Raw genomic sequence first — 20,209 nt, 5'->3', positions numbered from 1 at the left:
GTTTAGCAGCATCAGACCGGAGATTTTCTTTGTAAAATAGAAGGAGACCCTTCCGGCTGGATAATGCCCAGACGGAAGGGTCCGCATTTTTCTGTTTACGCCTTTACTTAGCCAGATATTCGACGAACCTTACAAAGATAGCGGCTACTTCGGCACGGGTAGCGGTACCTTTAGAGTCAAAGATGTTGTTACCCTTGCCCGTTACAATGTCGATGCCTTGCAGCGCCTTAACGGCCTCCAATGCCCATGAGCTGATCTCGCTTTCATCCGCGAAGGACTTAGCTTGGCTTTGAGGAATCCCATAGCCCTTGTAGTTCATGTAGTTGTACAGTATCACTAGCATCTGTTCGCGTGTCATCGATGCATTAGGATCAAACAGATCTGCGCTTACACCGTTGACTATGCCGTTTTCAGCCGCCCACTCGACTGCCGCCGTGTACCACTGTCCGTCCGTCACGTCGCTAAAGCGGGAACTCGTGTAGTCTGAGCGGTTTACGTTCTCAAGATTGGCCAGTACCTGTACGAACATCGAGCGTGTCATTGAGGTCCCCGGTGAGAACGTCGTGGACGTCGTGCCGTTGAAAAGACCGAATGTGTAGGCGGAGTTTACGTAGCTGTAGAACCAATCGTCCATGTTGACGTCATGGAAAGAATTGCCCGATATCACGATGAAGCCTAGAGGGGTGTCGTCATCGAACGCAAGCTTTGTACCCTTATGGATATTCAGCGATATGCCGTTGTCGCCTGGCAGTGTAACTTCGGCGCTCTTATCTGCCGGAATGGTCACCTTACCGTTTGAGTCTATCGTTGTGCCTTCAGGCACCTCAAGCTTCGTCCCGCCCTTGGTCGTAATCAAGCCACCGCCAGGCAGGGTAGTATTGCCCTTTGTGTCTGTGACCGCGGGCTTATCCTGAGGTGTGTTCACAGTGTAGCTAGGCTTCGACGATCCAGCGTCTGTAGCGTTGCCCGGATTGCCCGGATTGCCTGGATTGCCTGGATTGCCCGGATTACTAGGTACGTCTTGTTTTTTCTGAGCAAACATCCAATCAAAGACGTCTGTGTAGTCATTGTCCCAAGCCGGCAAATTAGGGGACTGTTTGATCGGAGCTATGCTCCAGGTCTCCTCAGTAAACGGATTTTCCATCGTAATCTCGTTGTAAAGAACCGCCGCTTCTACTTCGTGTGCGATATAGCGAGGCAGTGGAGGTGTGCTTTCCGGATTTGGTCTCTGATTTGGCTGATCATATTGATTGTATGGCCAAGTAAGAGCCTCATTGCTCTCAAAACGAGAAGCCCTCGCATTAGTCAATTTCGAAATATCGTTGCCCATGTTATCGACGTTATTGGCTCCAGAGTCATAGGTATTGACAAATAGCCAGTAGGCCAGATCTTTGTGAGCTGCGTTAGCACTTACCGACGGCCAGCCAGATGAAATTCCCATAGGTGCAGCTGCCGCGAAGAATCCAGGGTAGGTGTTAATTAAGTTGCTCGTAACCCCGCCACCCATTGAAAAGCCCGCCACATAAATACGCTTAGGATCTACTAACCCGCTGGCAACCATGTCGTCGATAATCGCCTTAATACTGCCTACTTGCGGGGCAGAACCGCCGCTATAGGAAATATTCAGAATATGGCTGGCATACTTATCGGGATTTTCCTCCATTTTCTTCATCAGAGCAACCGAACCGTTAGCGGATTTCATAGACGCTTTTTGGTCGATATGTGCTTGGGTGCCGCCGCGTGAAAAGCCGTGAGTATAGACATACAGCGGCATTTTCTTCAACTCTTTACCTTCTTTATCCTTGTGAAGGTAGCGTGCGTAATTGACCGAATCGCTCGTATGTGTTGTAAATTTGTCTAGGATCGGATTCACAACGTTTTCCTGTTTGAAGACGGTGTAACTAAGCGGAGCGCCTTCAGTCAGCACGATATCGCCGTTTTGAATAATGTTGTAATTTTGCTTGGTCGAGTTACTGCTGTACAGCGTTGTATTGCCGCCGACTTCTGAATAGAATTCAAGCTCAACGACGATGTAACGGCCGCTTGCCAGTCCGTCCTGATAATCCGGTGACTTGCTTACCTTCCCAAGATAGCCGCGCACTTTCGGTTCGTCATTGGCGTATACTCTTGAGATCTTGCGCGTTCCTTCAAAGACCACGGAGTCATCGACCAGGGTCGTGTTTCTAGCTGACACGGTAAACAAGCCCGGATAAAGTTCGGAACCTAACGCTTCTTTCCCTTCGCCTAAGTCGATGATGACAGCGGTTGTGTACTCGCCCCTAGCAAAGTTGTCATTCCATACGATAAAAGGAAGCTGATCAGCAGCTGGATCATCTTTAAATGTCACGTGAATTTTATGATCAGCGCTAATATTTGTTAAAGAAAAAGTATTATCGCCCGCTATCGTTACAGCCTCGTCATCTACCGTTACGGTATCTACAATTTTGCCGTGATTAGGGATAATCGTAAATGTTTTGTCTGAGCCGGGAACGACTCTCAGAACATTGCCGGGTGCGTTCGGCGTTATTTGGCCGCCCGTATCCGCCAATGTGGTGATTGAGAATCTCGTGTCCGCTTCATCGGCTAGAGTGAGTTCTATGCTGTCTTCAAATGCAGCATGGCCGCCAAAACCCGTGTCCGGATCTCCGAAAGCGGAAACGACTTCATAGCGATCCCCGCCGGTTTCCGTCGAGTTATTAATATAAACCTCGAAGGTAAACTCGCCTGGTTCCATGGTCAGGCTTCCTTTGGGGATTCTCATTTCTACGATGTATCCAGTGTCCGTGATTTCGGTCCACGCAGCTCTGTCCGTATGGGACAGCCCTGAAAAAATGCCCGTCGCACTGACACGCCATTGGTTTGAACCGCTGGATCCTGGGCCGACATAAAACTCTAAGCTGTCGTACGTATGATCCCCACCAAGTCCCTGATAAAGATTGCTATCCTCTACAGCTACGCGGGCATACACGTAGTCGTTGTCCCAAAGAAGCTTTACTGTTCCCGTGGCATGCGGTCTTGGGTCATCTGGTACAGTGCTTTTGTTGATGGGATACGCCATTGTCTTGGACCACAGCGGGTCGTTGGATCCGAGCTCAGGAGTTCCGAACTTTGCGGTTGGAGCATCAGGCAGCACGCCAAGTTTACTCTGTGAGAACATCCAATCAAAGACGTCTGCGTAATCATTGTCCCAAGCCGGCAAGTTAGGGGACTGTGCGATCGGAGCTATGCTCCAAGTCTCCTCCGTAAACGGATTCTCCATCGTAATCTCGTTGTAAAGAACCGCCGCTTCTACTTCGTGTGCGATATAGTCTTGCATGACAGGTGTATTGTCCGGATTTGGTCTCTGACTTGGCTGATCAAATTGATTATATGGCCACGTAAGAGCCTCATTGCTCTCAAAGTTCGAAGCCCTCGCGTTGGTCATTTTCGGCATATTCGTGTTTATGAAGGTATTAAGGTTCGTTTGGTATGTTCCAACGTTATGAACATTTAAAAACATCCAATAGGCCAGGTCGCTGTGAGCGTCGTTGTCGTTCGCGTTCGGCGAGCCGCTTACCGGGGCCATAGGCGCTGCTGCTGCAAAGAAGCCAGGGTAGTCGTTAATTAAGCGGTTCGTATACTGGCCGCCCCATGAGAAGCCCGCCGCGTAAATACGGTTAGGGTCTACTGCCCCGCTGGCAACCAGGTCGTCTATAACCTTCTTAACATTGGCCGTGGATGGAGTAGAAACGCCATTATAGGAAATATTCAGGATGTGGCTGGCGTATTTATTAGGGTTTTCTTCGATTTTCTTCATCAGAGCGACCGAGCCGTTAGCGGACTTCATGGACGCTTTTTGGTCTGTCTCAGCGCTTGTGCCACCGCGACTCATGCCGTGGGTATAGACATATAGCGGCAAACCCTGCATCACTTCACCGTTTCCATCCGAGTGAAGGTAGAGTGCACGATTGACCGAATCGCCCGTGTGTGTTGTGAACTTGTCAAGGATCGGATTCACAACGTTTTCCTGTTCAAAAACCACGTAGCTAAGCGGATTCCCTTCTGTCAGTTCGATCTCGCCGTTTTGGACAATGCTGTAAACCTGCCTTGTCGAGTTCGAGCTGCCATCCAGCGTGGTTTTGCCGCCGGCCGAAGAATAAAACTCAAACTCAACTACGATGTAACGGCCGCTTGCCAGTCCAGGCTGATAATCCGGTGAATGGCTTACCGTCCCCAGATAGCCGCGCACCTTCGGTTCGTCATTGGCGTATACCCTAGTGATCTTGCGCGTCCCTTCAAAGGTCACCGAGGCGCCGTTCAGGGTCGTGTTCCTGGCCGACACGGTAAACAAGCTCGGATTAAGCTCGGAGCCTTTCGCCGCCTTACCCTCGCCCAAGTCAATGATGACAGCCGTCGTGTACTCGCCACTGGCGAAGTTGTCATTCCATACGATAAAGGGGAGCATCTCCGCGGCTGAATCATTTTTGAATGTCACGTGAATGGTATGGTCAGTCTCAACATTTAAAAAAGTATAAGTGCCATCGGATAGAGTCACAGGCTCGCCGTCTACCGTTACGGTATCCACCATTTTGCCGTGATCTGGGATAATCGTAAATGTTTTGTTTGAGCCAGGAACGACTCTCAGAACATCGCCGGGTGCGTTCGGCGTTATTTGGCCGCCCGTATCCGCCATTGTGGTGATTGAGAATCTAGCGTCCACTTCATCGGCTTCAATGAGCTCCAAGCTGTCTGCAAATGCAGCGTGGCCACCATAACCCGTATCCGGATGTCCGAAAGCGGAAACGACTTCATAGCGATCCCCGCCATTTTCCGTCGAGTTATTGATATAAACCTCGAAGGTCAACTTGCCTGGCTCCAAGGTCAAGTTCCTTTTTGGGACTCTCATCTCCACGATATATCCAGTTTCCGTGATCTGGGTCCACGCTGCTCTGCCCGAACCGGACTGCCCCGAGAACACGCCCGTCGCACTGACGCGCCATTGGTTTGAACCGCTGCTTCCGGTGCCGACATAAAACTCTAAGCTGTCGTATGTATGATCTCCACCAGGTCCCTGATATAGATTGCTATCCTCTACAACCACGCGGGCATACAAGTAGTCGTTGTCCCAGAGGATCCTGGCTGTGCCCGTGGCATGGGGTCTGGAGTCGTCAGGCACAGTGCTTTTGTTAATGAGATGCTCCATTGTCAGGGCCCACAGTGGGTCATCTGACCCGAGCTCAGGAGTTCCGAACATGGCGGTCGGTGTTTCATTCGCTTCTGCATTTTCGATGTTGTCAGTGTCGGCGGCAAAGCTGACAGGCATTAGCGACGTCAACATTACCACGCAACAGAGGAACGAGAGCATTTTGCTAAATCGTTTAGACATAAATGAAATCCTCCTTTTTTTGATCCGGTGCGCCACGGCTTACCCGCATCGTATATGGACACTTGACACGCAAACAATTTATGTTTGCGCTTTCATTATAGAGAGCAACATCTGTTGTCACAATGTGCATGTTCATACTTAATTATCCTTTTTCTACTTATTTAAGATACTCTTACTCCATTCCTCCACTCTCCTTTCTTCCAGCGAAATATCTTCCTGACCAAAGTGTGTCATGACAGCGCATTAACTGGCATGCTTGATTACAATTTCATTCCCATCGGGATCAACAATAACCATTTGCTAATACCATCATCGATGTCATCCACAGTACGTGATAGCACCAGATGACGATGGAGATTGGTAAAGTAATTATTGTTAATCTGTTTGGTGTTTATGAACCTCAAGGTAAATCTCTTCAAAAGACATTTAATCAAATTCGAAATCAAGTTCAATATCAAAATCTGCTGCTAAGTAACCGGGTTAAGGTAGACGAAGCAATTAAAGCTGCAGACTATTGTTTTGGGGTGGGGGATGAGCCGGCAGTTATGGCAGCGCGCACCCACAATATGGAAGTTGTGCCGGAGTGTATCATGCCATTAAGATTTATAAAAGCACTCCCTTGATCTTGACGCATAAGTAACCTATATTACAATGGGTTACGTTGCATTGCTACTACTAAACTAAAGAAATCTGGCGGCGGCGGAGAGTGTAATGAAATCAACCGCGATACTGAAATTAAAATTATAATATTGTGCTCAGGAAATGATGGGGGTTAGGATCTTCTCCTATGCGCTTTGGCACGTCAAAGTCCGATAAATCAAAATGATACTTAGGCTGAACGTCGTGCCTGGCTGAACAGTTCTTGCAGCAGGACAAAGGACAACCGTCAATTGCAATAATGTCACGTCCTGACTTTGCTGTTTTGACAAGCGGTTTGACATCACCACCGACACCGGCGATGCAGGACATTTCCGATATTTTTTCTTTTCTCGGTCCATTTTAATAGCAATCAGCTTAGCGGTCTGTGCAGCCGAGGAACATCCAGAGCATGAATAGACAAGAGGCAAATCATTAAAGTCGGGGAATGGATTAATGGAGAACGGCGGAATGCGGGCTGAAAGGCTGTTATTAGCAAGAATTTTTTGTATGGAAAAGAAACCTTGAATAGGAGTGGCTAGCCTTACGGGCGATGTCCCCATTTTATTCGGTTAGTGAGGAGCTAATTACGATGATAGAAAAACTAAAAATTCAAGATTTCTCTAGAGTATATGAGCTAATGGAAATGAGTTTTCCAAGCGATGAATATCGGCCTTACGATGAGCAAAAAGCACTTCTTAGTAACCCTGCCTATTCTATATATGGGTTGTATACGGAATCTCAAGACATTAAGGCCTTTATCGCGGTTTGGGATTTTAACGAGTTCGCTTTCATCGAGCATTTTGCTGTAAATCCTAAGCATAGAAGTGGTGGAATAGGAGCATATGTACTGAGTGAACTGCTGAAACTGCTTAGTAAAACCGTTTGTTTGGAAGTTGAACCGCCAGAGACAGAAATAGCGAGAAGACGTATCGGCTTCTACCAACGAAACCATTTTTTCCTTAATGAATATCCATATATGCAGCCTCCAATCTCTCAGGGAAAGAAGGCTATTCCGTTGTTCATTATGACTTCAGGCAGCAAAGTGGATGAGGGTACTTTTGAGAAAATAAAAGGCTCGTTGTATGCCAAGGTGTATAAGTTGGAGACCACCTGATAAGATGTTTTAGCTTCATGTTGCGTATACCGTACATTAAGGTTGGAAAATAACGAGAAGCAATGGTGTCGCGCTCTCCTTGGTTAAGGGGGGCTTTTTTGGTGGAACAGCTTCGGCCGGAAGGCTGTCTTTTTCTATGTCATACAGCGCTACGCTAATGATTGACGTCGAATATTCGGCGTCTTTTTTGTTCTAAATACAGAGGCAGTCAATAAGGGCTGCATGGGGAAGAATGAACGGGTGTAAGAAAATGACAGGACTCTATCGACAAAACGATTCTACTCCAGTAGAATGATAATATGTGATTCTACAGTAGTAGAATGAATAGGAACGAGGTGCTTTCATTTGGTCATGAAGTTATTCGATAGCGAGCTTCATATTATGGAAATCTTGTGGAAAGAAGGCGATACACCCGCCAAGAGAATTGCAGAAATTACTAAAGAAAAAGTAGGTTGGAGTAAAACAACAACTTATACCATCATCAAGAGATGCCTGGATAAAGGGGCGATCGAGCGACGGGAGCCTAATTTCGTCTGCCATGCGCTGGTTACACGAGAGCAAGCGCAAGAACACGAAACAACAGAGCTGATTAATAAAATGTATGACGGCGCCCCCGACAGACTGATTGCTTCATTGCTCGGACAAAAACGACTGTCGGCAGAAGAAATCAGCCGCTTGAAACGTCTGATCGATAGCATGGAATGAGGTGAGGGGATGTCGTTACTTCAAATGAGTATTTCGGCTTCCGTCTTCATTCTTGCAGTTATGTTCATGCGTTCCTTGCTTCTTCACAAGCTGCCCAAAATGACCTTTATCCTTCTTTGGGGTGTTGCATTAATGCAATTGCTAGTACCTGTTTCCGTTCAATCGCCATTTAGCATTTTTATGGCAGCGGAACATTTAAACAAAATGGTTTCTGCGCCAAAATTGATTTCCTCGCCAGCGCCAGAAAGCTCAACATTTATGGATGGAACCATGGTAATCATGCCACCAAAGCCTCCCATTACAGAACATGTGACCGCGCCGATGACGCCATTGAAGACGGCTTCACAAATATCGCCTTTTGTATGGGTGTGGTTAGTTGGTTTTGCGTTGTGTGCTTTATTTTTTATCATTCCGCATTTCAGGTATCGCAAAATCTACAAAATGGCGGTGCCTATTCGAAACGATTTTATAACAAAATGGCAGCAATCAAATGTATTATGGCGAGATGTTCAAATCAGGCAGCTAGATCATATTTCAACTCCGCTTACATACGGTATATTTCGGCCTGTTGTCCTTTTGCCTAAAAATTTAGACTATGACGAAGAGAGCCAGCTTGCGCTTATCCTGACCCACGAATTGACGCACATCAAGCGATTCGACACACTAAAAAAATGGATTCTTGCCGCTGGCGTATGCGTCCATTGGTTCAACCCGTTTGTATGGGTCATGTATATCCTTGCCAACCGCGATATTGAGCTATTCTGTGATGAAGCAGTCATACGCAAGTTTGGGGAAAACACGAAACCTGCTTATGCAAGGGCGCTTGTGCGTTTGGAAGAAAAGAAAATCGGTATGTCGCCGATGATTAGCGGCTTTTCCAAAAACCCGATCGAAGAAAGGATTATATCCATCATGAAAACCAAGAAAATCACGATCGCCACGACGCTGCTTGCTATTGGGCTTGCAGCCTGCGTTGTTGTCGTCTTTGCGACTTCTGCACACAACAAAACGGAAACTGCTGCGAGTGTCGACAACCCTACAGCCGAAATTGTGCCCGCATTATATCAAGGTGCCCTCACTACCGAAATCGTGCCCGTATTATCTCAAGGCGCCGCCCTTACAGATTTAATGCCGCATGATTTAACGTTCAACAAGAAATATGATGTGCCGAAGTTGATTGACAGCCTAATGGCTTCAAAGTATCGTGCCGTTTATATGGACAACGAAATCTATCTTCGTGTCTTGAGGGATAACACAGTACAGATAAGCAAAGATAGTGGCGCAGTTTGGAAAACATATGATACGGATGAAGTCGATGCAAAAGAATTTGCGAAATGGCTGCTGATAAATGATCCGATCCCGGGCTATTCCATGAAAGACGTTCAGAGTCGCTTGGCGAACGGGGCAGAAGTCAAACATCTCGTGTTTGAAAATGTAAAAGAGATGTATTTCATCATCGACGGAAGCGGCGTACAGATTGAACTTATACAGCCTGAAAAAATATCTTCTGTTCTGATCGACGGTCAAAGAATGATGATTACTTCCGCTATATCAGCCCAGATGCTGAAATCATTTTATGACTTGTTAGTGTCGAGCAATATACTATCGGAAACTCATGCACGCCAAGATTATACGGATAGAATTGAGTATCTTGAAAAAAAACTCCCTAACTTTCTCGTGACAAAATAAGGGGGGACCGTTTAGAACGAACATGAAGAAGGGCCATCCCTCTAAAGGATGGCCCCACATTTGCCTTCACAAATAGCTTATTTTTTAACCACAGGCACCCAAAATTCGCCGTAGAACGTACCGTCGCCGTTATCGATGCGATAAGTTGCATTTGGACCGCCGATGTATGCATAATCCGTGATTTGGGACAAAACTTCGCCAAAAGCAAGGTAAGTCAGCTGATCAAACAAAGCTTCCTTCTCGCCGTTCCCTGCCACCACGATGTACTCGCTCTCTGGAAACTCGATAATGCGCGTTGCGTCACCCACAGATTTCCCAGCCTCAACCGCAAAATAATTCCACGGTTTGCCTTGATAAACCTCGTTGACCGACCATTCACGATCGTCTTTGGCGGCGCCTTTGAGCTTGTCAAAACGTCCATCGGCCTTGAGTCTGCTCCAAAATTCAGCTTTTTCCTTTTGCAAAGCCGACATGTCTTGGAAGTTCGACCGTAATGAGAACCCATAAGCGGTCAATGTGAAAGATTTTTTGTGTTCAAGCGTGTAATCTGTCATGCAAGCGCTCCTTTATCCAAGAGTTTAGCCGTTGACTTTTTTTACGCGTAGCCACATTTCGCCGTAAAATTCGCCATTCCCAGCTGCTTTGACGAAGGTGGCGTTACCCGGACCCACGTATTGGTAGTCTGGGATTTGCTGCAGCAAACCGCCGAAAACGTTGCCTGTAATTTCGTCGGCGAGACGGTCTTTGTCAGCTCCTGCGCCAGGCACGACGAGGTAGTCGCCGGCAAGGAAATCGAGGACGACCGCGCCTTCCAGATCGAACTCGCCCATTACGCCGAAGCCCCGCCAAGCCTTGCCGCTGAGGCTGTAGTTGATTTGATATTCTTGCCCGTCGGCGAGAGCGAGAAGTTCAGCAAGCTTGCCGTTTTCCGTAATTTCAGCTTTTTTCGCTGCCGTTTTTGCCGCATTGCCTGCCCAATCGTTATAATCTTCAAGTGTAACACCGAAAGCCGTCATTTTGTAGTTTTCCGAGATGGTTTGAATGGAGTAGTTCGTCATTTTTTTATCGCTCCTTTGAAGTTTTATTTACAAGATTGATTCTATTGGCTAAATGTATCAAAAAATGATACTATTTATGGACCATGAAGAAAACGGAACGAATTAACCTAATCATGCGCTATATCAATAATCGCGCGCGCTTTACGATTGCCGAGCTTCAGCGGGAGTTCAAGATTTCCCGAGCGACGGCGATTCGCGATATTAATGAGATTCAGGAGATGGGTTTTCCGCTGACGACTGAGCTTGGGCGCGGCGGCGGCTATTATGTCATGCAAAACCAGTATCTGCCCGCCGTCCGCTTCACGCCGGATGAGCTGAAGGCGATTTTTATCAGCTTCATCGCCTCGAAAAATTCGCAGCTGCCTTATTTGCATAATCGCCGCTCTATCACGGAAAAGCTTATTGGCATCGCGTCGCAAACTCAGCAAGACGAGCTGATCGAGCTGAATCATATCGTGCTTTTTGAAAATACGAATCCTGCCAATCCGAATCTTCTGGAGCTCGATGATGCGGCGCCTCCGGAGCTGAACCAGCTGATTTCGCTTGCTGTGCGGGATAAGCACTTGCGCTTGACCTATGAGCTGAGTCCCGGCTGGCCGCAGTTGATGGACGTTTATTTGCTGCATGTTTTCAACTCGAACGCTCAGTGGCTGGCCGAGGTTTATGATTTTGATACGGATGAGTTTCGTTATTTGCCTGTTGAGATGCTGCGGGACTCGGCCATTTCCGAGCAGAAGCTGAAATGGTCCGAGCAAGAGATTATCGATAAAAAACGGCTTCGCGCACGGGAGTCCAATCTGGTTGTGAAGCTGGATGCGACCGGCATTCGGCGTTTTAAGCGTATGCACCCGCCGGGGATTGTGTTGTCCCTTACCGGGATGTTCCAGTCGAGCGGGATATTTAATGTTCAATTGGATGTGTCCGATGATGAGGCGCTGGTGTATTATGCGGATTGGCTTTTGTTTTTGGGGGAAGGGGTTGAGTTTGAGAGGATTCCTGATGAGCTGCGCATGATTTTGGAGAGGCGTTTAGAAAAACTAAAGTTTCCTTGAGTTCTATCCGATCCGGTAGGGGAAAGGAAAACAGGAATAATTGAAATATCACACAGTAAAGGGGATGTCCCAAAAGTCATTAGCAATGACTAAGGGACGCCCCATTTAAATTAGTAAACAAAAAAGTAATCTCCCATTGTACAAATTGGAACATTATTTCGTCGATGGGACCAAGATTGAAGCGAATCGAACCGTTATACCTTCTTTGGAAGAGGGCAGTTGTCAAGAAATACGGTCTAATATTCTTAAAATCAAGGTAACTGCTTCTGCCCGAGTCGTATAGCCGCCTGGAGCGAATTTGTTATTGCTCCTTCCTTTGACTATGCCCAAGTCCGAAGCTGCCGCAATGGCTGGATAAGCCCACTCTGGCACTTGGTCTGCATCTTCATAGGCGAGAGGAGGACTCGAAGCAATGTTATCTTCGTAGCCTAATACGCGCATAAGCATGACCGTTATCTCGGATCGGGTAATCGACCGTGCCGGCCTGAACGTTGCGTCCTCGTATCCTTTTACCAATCCGGCAGCGGCCGCCTGCGAAACATGGGATTTTGCGTAGGCCGGAATTTGCTCATCGTCCTTAAAGGTCTGAGCCAAGTCGGATTGAGTTGACAGTTCAAGCGCTCTTGAGAGCATCGTGGCGAATTGAGCGCGGGTAACCTCTTTTTCCGGGGCGAATCTGCCATCCGGTAATCCGTTGATCCAGCCCATCTCGGTCGCCCTTGCAATGTCTTCCTCGGCCCAGTGGCCTTTCGTATCAAGATAGTTAATAGGTTTCTTTACTGGAATATTGATATTCAACAACAAGCCTGGTTCTGCCGTTGTGCTGCCACCCCCGCTGTCAACCAGCTTAATCCGTGTTAATTGAATTGCGGCATCGCCTTGGCCGATGGCTTCGAATTGAAGCGAGGCAAAGTGCACATGTCCGCTCTCGCCCTTGTTATTGCCCACCTTCGTGTGCGCGAATGTAATGGTTCCGTTCTCTACAATCGGAGGGACCGTGAACCCTTCCCAAGCAGTGGATGCTTTTCGGAAGCTCAATACTTTCGGGTCGTAGGATAGACGAAGCTCGTATCCGTAAACGTCCTTCACACTATGGCCTTCAACAGCGGCCGTAACTTCATCTCCAACGTTTACATGGCTGACGGAACCGCTCAATGAGAAAGTGGTTTTTTCCTCGGCATACGCCACGGCCGACCACATCGCGAATAGCAGAAATACGGACAGCAGCAGCGGCAATATACGAAACTTCAAGCGCATCGTCTCCTTGTTTATACAAATTGGAAATAGGATTGGATAAGCGAGGGACAGGTCGAAGGGTATCGACCGAGCCAAGCCTTGGCGATACCCTTCGATACTATTTATCCGCTTATTTATTCAGGATGAGACGTGCCAATCCGGATAGGTCTGCGATGTCGATCAGGCCATCATTATTCATATCGTACTTCTTCACTTGCTGCCAATCCGGGCTATTCGAAGTTTTACCATAAGCTTTGGCAACTAGGGCCAGATCGCCAACGCTTACTCTGTCGTCGTCGTTGACGTCACCCGGTATGGTTGGTTTGCGAATCTCAACCGCATGCGTATCTCCGTCTGCTTCCGCTTCCACTCCTTCGCCGTCGGCAAGGACGAGCTGCTTGACTTCGATATTTGCGACTCCGGCTGCTGCCTTGGCTTTGAAGCGAAGTTTAATGAGATTTTTATTCGGATGATTCACGCTGTCATTCATGTGAACGCTAAGAATTCGAATGCTTCCTTCCTTCTCATCCGTGTCCACAATTTTAAAGTTCTCGGAATCTAACGATAAGGGCTGACCGACAAGCTCCAGCTTACCGGAGTCGTATTCGATCGTAACGTCCTGCGCATATACGTCCTTATTCACGTATTGCAGACCGTAAGTGACATCGAATTGTTGGCCCGGCTGCACCTGCTCTGGGCCCGATAGAATGGCGGAGGCGGAGACGACGGTTACCTTAGCCGTCGCTTTCTCGACAGTACCATCAATTGTGCCTTGTACCTCAAATGTCCCTGGCGCGTTGTAGAGCTGCGGATCAATGGCATCCCATACAACCGGACGGTCTTCCGTAGCGATTCCGGTCGCGTTGTGATTAACATCTACAGCTACTTTTTCAGGCAGAACAGGAGCAATCCCGGCTGCCGTAGTAACCTCTACATCGGCTATCCCTCTTATTTTGCTCTGGGAGAATAACCAGTCGATCAGCATGCCGCGCTCCGGATGTATGTATTCGTTATAGACCGGAAGCCATACGGCGTGCCCGTCAAATCGGTGTCCGTTATAAGGAGGGTCGTTTAATTGGTTAAAAGGAATGATGGTCAATAGGGAGTCGTTCCAGTAAGGCGAGTAGGTTTTATCCATGTTCACGACTGAGTTGTACAAGAAGTCTTCTTCATCGACAAAAGTCCAGAGCGGCAAATTGGCTACCGCCTTCGCATTTTCCACGTTGCCAGGTCCGCCTGCAGGACACAACGGCGCAGCTGCGGCAGCGAAGTCGGGGAATGTCTGCAGGAAGGTCCAAGTGGAGCCCCCGCCCATTGAAAATCCGGTAATGTAGACGCGGTTCGGGTCAACCTTGCCGGCATCGATCATCTCATCGATGACAGCTTTAACTTTATGCATGCTTGCAACCGTCGTTGCGTTACGAGGTGCTAGAACATGAGTGGGATATTTCGCCTGATTCTCGGGGTTGGCCCATACGGTGCCGCCGTTACTGAATCGGATAGGCGTATAGATATCGTTGCCCTGTCCGCCGCCATGGAAGAATACGACCAGAGGCAGCGGGCCTTCAGCATCCTCGTTATAGAAGTAGCTGTAATCCAGCCCGTCATGGTTTGCATATTTGTATTGATCGAGCACAGGGCTTACGGCACCGGTCTGAGTGAATGTCGGAACGATCGATGACCCATCTACATAGTCAAGCTTTTCTCCGTTATACGTGATCGTATACTGCAAATCGAAGGTGTAGCCTCCATCGCTCGTCGTACCGCCGTCGCCCCAACCAACGTCGGCAAAATCGACGACAATATACCGTCCGGTATCGGAAGGAGAGCCGGAATCATTGACTTGGCTAGTATAAACATCCGTGACCACGCGGGGGCCGTCATAAGCTACAAAACCAGGATCGACTTTTCTTGTAGCTTTCACATGTACGTTAAAGTCAGACACAGACAACGAGGAACCGCTTACAATGTTGCCCGCGTCAATAATGACAGCATCCGTACGCTCGCTGAAAGCAAAGTTCTCATTCTTAAGAATAAAAGATAAGGCTCCTTCAGGCGTATCATCGGCCGCGAAGGCCGAAGGGACGTTGAATAACAGGACTGCGAGAAACAAATAAACCGTCATGTATCTTTTCTTAAACATTTTACACTGCTCCCTTCGAAACGAAATGTTTTAGAAAGCTGCGTTACTTCTAGTAAATAAATTCATCCCACCTTCCATTATTTAAAATATGTGTAAGTTATAGGGGATCTTGTTGTATACGCTTTCAGTATATTCACTCTCTATTGGAGGAACAATGTGCATTTGTCTACACCCTTATCCGTTGTCTACTTCATTGTTGCTTTTGCGGCTCTCCTATAGAGGGTTATGATGGGAGTAGAAATGCAGGCTGAAGTAATGGAGACTAGGGGAATGAACCGATTGGCCATTTTATGGCCTCTTTTTTAATCTATTGGCTAAATTTGCTCCTTTCGGGATTATGATATACTAAGCTATATAACGCTGTAAGTGAAGAGGAAGCAAGGGCAGAGACAGGTTGGTTTTACGACTTCGGGATAAAAAGATTGTCCTATATGCATAGAGAGGTATTGGATATGACAAGTAATTTTTGGCTTGATTTGCCGCGGCCTTTTTTTATACTGGCGCCCATGGAAGATGTGACGGATGTTGTTTTCCGCCATGTCGTAAGCGAAGCGGCCAGACCGGATGTGTTTTTTACGGAGTTTGCGAATACAGAAAGCTATTGTCACCCGGAGGGGAACCACAGTGTGCGCGGGCGGTTGACTTTTACAGAGGATGAACAGCCTATTGTAGCTCATATCTGGGGAGATAAGCCGGAATACTTTCGGCAAATGAGCATCGGTATGGCGAAAGAAGGCTTTAAAGGCATTGATATTAATATGGGTTGTCCTGTAGCGAATGTAGCAGAGAATGGAAAGGGGAGCGGCCTGATATGCCGCCCTGGAATCGCGGCGGATATTATCCAAGCCGCCAAAGCCGGGGGACTGCCGGTCAGCGTAAAAACAAGGCTAGGTTTTAGTGAAGTAGACGAATGGCGCGACTGGTTAACCCATATTTTGAAGCAAGACATTGTAAATCTGTCCATTCATCTGCGGACAAGAGAGGAAATGAGCAAAGTAGCCGCTCATTGGGAATTGATTCCGGAGATTAAGAAGCTTCGCGATGAAGTGGCGCCCCATACGCTTCTAACTATTAACGGGGATATCCCGGACCGCCGGACGGGCATGCAGCTCGCTGAGCAATACGGTGTAGACGGTATTATGATCGGGCGAGGTATTTTTCAAAATCCGTTTGCTTTCGAGAAGGAGCCGAAGGACCACAGCAGTGAGGAGCTGCTCGATTTGCTGAGGCTGCATCTGGATCTCCATGATCACTATTCAGCATGGGTACCGCGTTCATTCAGAGCTCTAACCCGATTCTTTAAAATATATGTCCGTGGATTTCGAGGGGCTAGTGAATTAAGAAATAGCTTAATGAACGCAAAGTCAACAAATGAAGCGCGCGCGCTGCTCCATGAATTCAAAAGCAAGGAGCATGCCGGGACGGAAGAACGCGGAGCCGTGGAGAGGGAATAAGTCCTAATAAGTCCGTCCGTGTGGAGGGGATTGCATGTCTTGGAGCAAATTAAAGCAGCAGCTGGAGGGCTTTCTCTGTCCTGCGTTAGTTGGAAGGGTAGAATACCGCGCGCCGGGTTACCGTTATTTAACGGATAAATCAGGTATTTGTTATATTTCGGTAGACAAGAAGAACGTACTCAATATGAGTGATAAAAACAGCTTCATCCGATGGTATCAAACAGAGCTGGAGATTAAGAATGATCTTGCTATCCAAATTCCGATCAGCGGCGACGAGATTGAAGAGGTCAGAAAAAATACAAAGGGGACAGTGCCCGAAGACCGTTTAATCGTAATGGCTAGAAGCCGAAAAAGTTCAGAGTATGCAAAAGAGCTTCTATTAGCACAGGCTGCTCTAAGTAAATCCAATTTCATCGTTGAGGCTAATAAGTATTTATCAACTCCTTTAGAGGAAAGCATCGAGAGCAAAGATATCTTATTGAATATTCTAGCTCTGGTGGACAGAAGACTAGGGAAAAAACGGATTTTAAACATGTCCGAGAAGATGAAGCTGAAACATCCCATTGTACAGTATTTTTATGAACTGCGGCGTAATGCATGATGAAGCGAATAATAGAAGCCGACCTCTCGCTGGAGAGGTTTTTTTATTTTGAACAGAAGCCGGGATTTTTTTTCTACATGCTTGGGTACCTCTAAGTCTGATAAAAAGAATGGATGCACGGGTGTTCGGTGAAAATCAGCGGCAGTACAAGACCTGATAAATAAAGTCTTAGATTGCCATTGTTGTCGTTGAACTAACGTTCCCAGTTAGTTTAGCCGATAGCAAAACGCGTACCGTTACCGAATTACTTCATCCAAACCGAGCCGATCTACTAAAATGTCTCCATCTTGGAGTTTGAGCACAGCGCGTTCAGATTTATAGTCCCAGCCACTGCTAATGGCGTAATGAATTAACTTAGCACAAACCATTGGTTGGCAAAGATTCGTTTCCCAATTGATTTTCCAAGAGAAGAAAATCCAGAAATATGATGTTTTCGTATTGGAAGGATAAATCTTAAAACTAATGTGCTCGTTTTCAGAACTTTGGTCGATTACACAAAGAAATGGATGATTGTCGACTACAATTTTCTTGAATTCCTTTGTAAAAAGCTTCATTAGTTTTTTAATTCTCCTCATTAAAAGTTACATATCCAATTCAGTTGGACTAAGCTGACTGGCCTGCTGCCCTTATCCCATTTTGGAACTATCCTCTCCCAAGCAATCGCCCTTTCACATCATCATGCTGAACGATTTGCGTAATAATACTTGACTCTTTTTTGCGAACTTCTTAAATTCGTCATGACTTAAGTTATTCGCGAAGTCATTCAACTATCCTGCCCGTTAACGTAATGAAGCTGCTAATCGGCGCTGGCAGCTGTTCAAAGAAAACAAAGTTTAGACTGGAGTTATAGATTTAACGCGGTTTTTGAGTTGAATAATCGTCAGCTTTTGAGAAATAAGTTTTAGACTGAATCAAGAGGATAGTTTCAACAGTTCACAACAATGAAAAATTAAAGTATTAGACTCATAGTTAGCCAAATCAACATGGGAATCAACAAAGGATATTGCTTCCACTGGTTCAAGATTTGACGCTCATATATCAAAACTTGCTTCCAATCACCCCCTATATACATAGTATATTTAATACTCTAAACTGAATTATGTTCGATGTAGCGCGCACACGAAAATTCAGAGTATGGAGAGGGAAAGTAACTTGAATTCGTTCATTTCAAAATTATCATTGGGTTTAACTGCTGCAATAATTGTAGCTACAATACCTCTAACTGGAAGTGCGTTTGCTAAATCTACACAAAGTGAAGAAGTTTATTCGTATTTGAAGTTTGCAGGATATCCGAACGAAGTCATTGCTGAACTTGATGATGCACAAAAGCAAGCTATCTACAATGAAAAATTGGTATACTCCAGTCACACTAAAGAAAATAATTTTGCTTTCGAGAGTGCAGCAAATACACCTCAATTTTCTACATTTACAACTACTGGAAATTGGACGAGAACACTTGTAGCATCGAAAGTAACTACACCAACAAAAGGCAAGAATGAGTTCGTTTTGGATTATAACTGGACATGGAATAATAATCCTGACTTTGCCTTGATGGATAAATTCGGTATTGCATGGTCTGATGATTTTGATGCGTACCCTGAGTCAGCAGTGTATGCCTACAGAGCAACTGGTTATAATAGTGTAAGAAACGAAACAAGGGATTACTCTACTGGAAATGTTCCTGGATATAAAGAGTGGAATTCGGCAGCTGGTGTTGGTTGGGAATACGACATTAAAGATTTTTTCTATTACAACAATTTAAGTTACGTTGTAAACACTCATAAAGGATGGGGAAGAATCAAAATTGGAAAGTACAGCAACAAGTCTGGGACAACAGAATCGACATCCGCTGTTGGTTCCTATTTCCATAAATATGGGGCTTTTACTGGAACGCTGTCCTTCAGTCCAGCTCCGTCTGTTTCGATTTCATATGCTACTAACTATGATAAATTTGCGGACGCTGGTGCTGCTCCATTCTCTTGGACAAACTATAATTGGTAGTTTTCGGGCGGAATTTTTCCGCCTTTTCAATTTTCGCTGAGGAGATAAAAGTATGGATGTTTTTGGATTTTTCATGGTGGTTTTGTTTGTTGTTTTTTTCATGGTCACACTCAAATCACTAATAGAGAAAAGTAAGTATTTCGGACTGTTAACGTTTATAACCGCAATCGCAGCTGGGGTTATTTTTATGCTACTTTATTATTTGATTGAAGGCTAAATTTTTTATTTAATTACTCAACTTTCGCAGATTGAAATATGCAGATAAACCTTGATGTAATTAGGCAATTCGGCAATCCATTGTAGGAGTTGACGTTGATGTCAGCAGAAAATAATGCGTTAGACTAGATAACCTTATTCCATGCGGCTTTTGAAATTGTTGTATCGTCAGACTCCTTAAAATATGTTTTAGACTGAGCCGAGAACTTGATACAGCGACAGCCAAGGATGAAAAAATAAAGTCCTAGCCTGTCGCTGTTTTATTCTATCGTATCCCGCTAAAAAGGGCTCTCCCAGTCTAATACTTTATTTTCTCTGCCTACAACTTATATTCCGAGTCTTATACTTTATTTTTCAGTCAACACTTTATTTTCTTTGGACAGCAGCTTCACCCTCGTGGCTTATTTAGCTATCGTTCTCCGTTAGCGCAATCCCGTTAACTGAAAAATTGATTATAGCTATTAATTCTCAATTATATATTTCTCCCATAGTTCCAGTTCATCATCATTAGGCTCAACAAGCAATTCATCTGATGAAGAGGCTCTTTCAACGTAATGAACATCATCAGGATGTTGCCAAGTTGATTCGCATTCGCTACAACATAGGATTAGCTTGTTTGACTTAGCCTCTTTTTTGATTTCAACCCAGCCTTGGGCACAAATTAAACACCATTTCACTTTGTTTTTATAATAGTTATTCATTTCCGCACAACCATTCTCAGAGTTTCCTTCAACTTGCCCCATAGCTAAAAGAAAAAGGAGCAGCTTCCGGAACGCAATCTGCCCTATAATTCATTGAACTAAAGTCTCCGATAGAATTCCTGTAAAACGAATATTTTGGCGTTTGAACAAAAACGAGCGCCTCCGGTAAGATGGAGTTGCACACGAGGTCAAAAGCCTCAAAAAGCCCATCAGGAGGTCGCTCTACTATGAAGTT

At 46.0% G+C, this 20,209-nt stretch carries 16 protein-coding genes and 1 pseudogene; 8 read left to right on the top strand and 9 right to left on the bottom strand.

Annotated elements, in window-relative coordinates; genetic code table 11:
- Positions 1-103 precede the first annotated feature (103 nt).
- Complete coding sequence (locus tag D3P08_RS23595; RefSeq protein WP_119602591.1) at positions 104-5,365, bottom strand: sugar-binding protein; 5,262 nt, start codon at positions 5,363-5,365, stop codon at positions 104-106.
- A 344-nt stretch (positions 5,366-5,709) separates the two neighbouring features.
- On the opposite strand from D3P08_RS23595, the gene D3P08_RS23590 reads away from it, so the two are divergent.
- Complete coding sequence (locus tag D3P08_RS23590; RefSeq protein ID WP_119602590.1) at positions 5,710-5,988, top strand: hypothetical protein; 279 nt, start codon at positions 5,710-5,712, stop codon at positions 5,986-5,988.
- A 118-nt stretch (positions 5,989-6,106) separates the two neighbouring features.
- Here the strand turns inward: D3P08_RS23590 and D3P08_RS27985 are convergent.
- Positions 6,107-6,459 (bottom strand): annotated as a pseudogene (locus D3P08_RS27985) (putative zinc-binding protein).
- Between the two features lie 134 nt (positions 6,460-6,593).
- Here D3P08_RS27985 and D3P08_RS23580 point away from each other — a divergent pair.
- The 3 genes from D3P08_RS23580 to D3P08_RS23570 all read left to right on the top strand — a co-directional run bounded on the left by D3P08_RS23580 (position 6,594) and on the right by D3P08_RS23570 (position 9,512).
- Complete coding sequence (locus D3P08_RS23580) at positions 6,594-7,118, top strand: GNAT family N-acetyltransferase (protein WP_162848583.1); 525 nt, start codon at positions 6,594-6,596, stop codon at positions 7,116-7,118.
- 351 nt (positions 7,119-7,469) lie between these two features.
- Positions 7,470-7,823 (top strand): BlaI/MecI/CopY family transcriptional regulator, encoded by a 354-nt coding sequence (locus D3P08_RS23575; RefSeq protein ID WP_240647724.1) that lies wholly within the window; start codon positions 7,470-7,472, stop codon positions 7,821-7,823.
- Between the two features lie 9 nt (positions 7,824-7,832).
- Entirely contained in the window at positions 7,833-9,512 is a 1,680-nt protein-coding gene (locus D3P08_RS23570; protein ID WP_119602587.1) for a M56 family metallopeptidase, read from the top strand.
- 77 nt (positions 9,513-9,589) lie between these two features.
- Here D3P08_RS23570 and D3P08_RS23565 read toward each other — a convergent pair whose 3' ends face one another.
- Both D3P08_RS23565 and D3P08_RS23560 read right to left on the bottom strand, forming a co-directional pair.
- Positions 9,590-10,066: a GyrI-like domain-containing protein gene (locus D3P08_RS23565; RefSeq protein WP_119602586.1), complete on the bottom strand. Its 477-nt coding sequence runs from the start codon at positions 10,064-10,066 to the stop codon at positions 9,590-9,592.
- A gap of 24 nt (positions 10,067-10,090) precedes the next feature.
- The gene (locus D3P08_RS23560) at positions 10,091-10,570 is read right to left on the bottom strand and encodes a hypothetical protein (protein WP_119602585.1); all 480 of its coding nucleotides are present in this window, start codon (positions 10,568-10,570) and stop codon (positions 10,091-10,093) included.
- Positions 10,571-10,653: 83 nt separating this feature from the next.
- On the opposite strand from D3P08_RS23560, the gene D3P08_RS23555 reads away from it, so the two are divergent.
- Positions 10,654-11,622 carry a helix-turn-helix transcriptional regulator gene (locus tag D3P08_RS23555; protein WP_276311189.1) on the top strand — a complete coding sequence of 323 codons (969 nt, stop codon included), beginning with the start codon at positions 10,654-10,656 and terminating at the stop codon, positions 11,620-11,622.
- 222 nt (positions 11,623-11,844) lie between these two features.
- Here the strand turns inward: D3P08_RS23555 and D3P08_RS23550 are convergent, their stop codons facing one another.
- The gene (locus D3P08_RS23550) at positions 11,845-12,873 is read right to left on the bottom strand and encodes an S-layer homology domain-containing protein (protein WP_119602584.1); all 1,029 of its coding nucleotides are present in this window, start codon (positions 12,871-12,873) and stop codon (positions 11,845-11,847) included.
- A 115-nt stretch (positions 12,874-12,988) separates the two neighbouring features.
- A complete protein-coding gene (locus D3P08_RS23545; RefSeq protein WP_119602583.1) occupies positions 12,989-15,001 on the bottom strand; it encodes a cohesin domain-containing protein in 2,013 nt (670 codons plus the stop codon).
- A gap of 452 nt (positions 15,002-15,453) precedes the next feature.
- Here D3P08_RS23545 and D3P08_RS23540 point away from each other — a divergent pair, with 452 nt between their 5' ends.
- Together D3P08_RS23540 and D3P08_RS23535 are read left to right on the top strand one after the other, a co-directional pair.
- Positions 15,454-16,455 carry a tRNA dihydrouridine synthase gene (locus tag D3P08_RS23540; RefSeq protein WP_119602582.1) on the top strand — a complete coding sequence of 334 codons (1,002 nt, stop codon included), beginning with the start codon at positions 15,454-15,456 and terminating at the stop codon, positions 16,453-16,455.
- A gap of 34 nt (positions 16,456-16,489) precedes the next feature.
- Positions 16,490-17,056, top strand: coding sequence for an SF0329 family protein (locus tag D3P08_RS23535; RefSeq protein ID WP_119602581.1), 567 nt, complete (start codon positions 16,490-16,492; stop codon positions 17,054-17,056).
- A 236-nt stretch (positions 17,057-17,292) separates the two neighbouring features.
- Here D3P08_RS23535 and D3P08_RS23530 read toward each other — a convergent pair whose 3' ends face one another.
- Positions 17,293-17,610 carry a hypothetical protein gene (locus D3P08_RS23530; protein ID WP_119602580.1) on the bottom strand — a complete coding sequence of 106 codons (318 nt, stop codon included), beginning with the start codon at positions 17,608-17,610 and terminating at the stop codon, positions 17,293-17,295.
- Between the two features lie 598 nt (positions 17,611-18,208).
- Between D3P08_RS23530 and D3P08_RS23525 the strand changes: the two genes are divergently transcribed.
- Complete coding sequence (locus D3P08_RS23525) at positions 18,209-19,057, top strand: hypothetical protein (RefSeq protein ID WP_147381845.1); 849 nt, start codon at positions 18,209-18,211, stop codon at positions 19,055-19,057.
- 677 nt (positions 19,058-19,734) lie between these two features.
- Here D3P08_RS23525 and D3P08_RS27120 read toward each other — a convergent pair.
- Both D3P08_RS27120 and D3P08_RS27545 read right to left on the bottom strand, forming a co-directional pair.
- Positions 19,735-19,974, bottom strand: a complete 240-nt coding sequence (locus D3P08_RS27120; protein WP_147381844.1) for a hypothetical protein — start codon at positions 19,972-19,974, stop codon at positions 19,735-19,737.
- A 28-nt stretch (positions 19,975-20,002) separates the two neighbouring features.
- On the bottom strand, positions 20,003-20,209 hold a 207-nt coding region (locus tag D3P08_RS27545; protein ID WP_206099001.1), incomplete at its 5' end, for a hypothetical protein.

The sequence above is a fragment of the Paenibacillus nanensis genome (assembly GCF_003583765.1).
GTDB classification, from domain to species: domain Bacteria; phylum Bacillota; class Bacilli; order Paenibacillales; family Paenibacillaceae; genus Pristimantibacillus; species Pristimantibacillus nanensis.
This window is presented reverse-complemented; position numbering and strand designations above follow the sequence as displayed.

Excerpts from the sequence above, each read along its gene's own strand:
- D3P08_RS23570 (WP_119602587.1), top strand. The coding sequence starts at position 7,833 with ATGTCGTTACTTCAAATGAGTATTTCGGCTTCCGTCTTCATTCTTGCA.
- D3P08_RS23580 (WP_162848583.1), top strand. The coding sequence starts at position 6,594 with ATGATAGAAAAACTAAAAATTCAAGATTTCTCTAGAGTATATGAGCTA.
- D3P08_RS23575 (WP_240647724.1), top strand. The coding sequence starts at position 7,470 with ATGAAGTTATTCGATAGCGAGCTTCATATTATGGAAATCTTGTGGAAA.
- D3P08_RS23595 (WP_119602591.1), bottom strand. The coding sequence starts at position 5,365 with ATGTCTAAACGATTTAGCAAAATGCTCTCGTTCCTCTGTTGCGTGGTA.
- D3P08_RS23530 (WP_119602580.1), bottom strand. The coding sequence starts at position 17,610 with ATGAAGCTTTTTACAAAGGAATTCAAGAAAATTGTAGTCGACAATCAT.
- D3P08_RS23565 (WP_119602586.1), bottom strand. The coding sequence starts at position 10,066 with ATGACAGATTACACGCTTGAACACAAAAAATCTTTCACATTGACCGCT.
- D3P08_RS23535 (WP_119602581.1), top strand. The coding sequence starts at position 16,490 with ATGTCTTGGAGCAAATTAAAGCAGCAGCTGGAGGGCTTTCTCTGTCCT.
- D3P08_RS23540 (WP_119602582.1), top strand. The coding sequence starts at position 15,454 with ATGACAAGTAATTTTTGGCTTGATTTGCCGCGGCCTTTTTTTATACTG.
- D3P08_RS23545 (WP_119602583.1), bottom strand. The coding sequence starts at position 15,001 with ATGTTTAAGAAAAGATACATGACGGTTTATTTGTTTCTCGCAGTCCTG.
- D3P08_RS27120 (WP_147381844.1), bottom strand. The coding sequence starts at position 19,974 with ATGAATAACTATTATAAAAACAAAGTGAAATGGTGTTTAATTTGTGCC.
- D3P08_RS23560 (WP_119602585.1), bottom strand. The coding sequence starts at position 10,570 with ATGACGAACTACTCCATTCAAACCATCTCGGAAAACTACAAAATGACG.
- D3P08_RS23555 (WP_276311189.1), top strand. The coding sequence starts at position 10,654 with ATGAAGAAAACGGAACGAATTAACCTAATCATGCGCTATATCAATAAT.
- D3P08_RS23590 (WP_119602590.1), top strand. The coding sequence starts at position 5,710 with ATGACGATGGAGATTGGTAAAGTAATTATTGTTAATCTGTTTGGTGTT.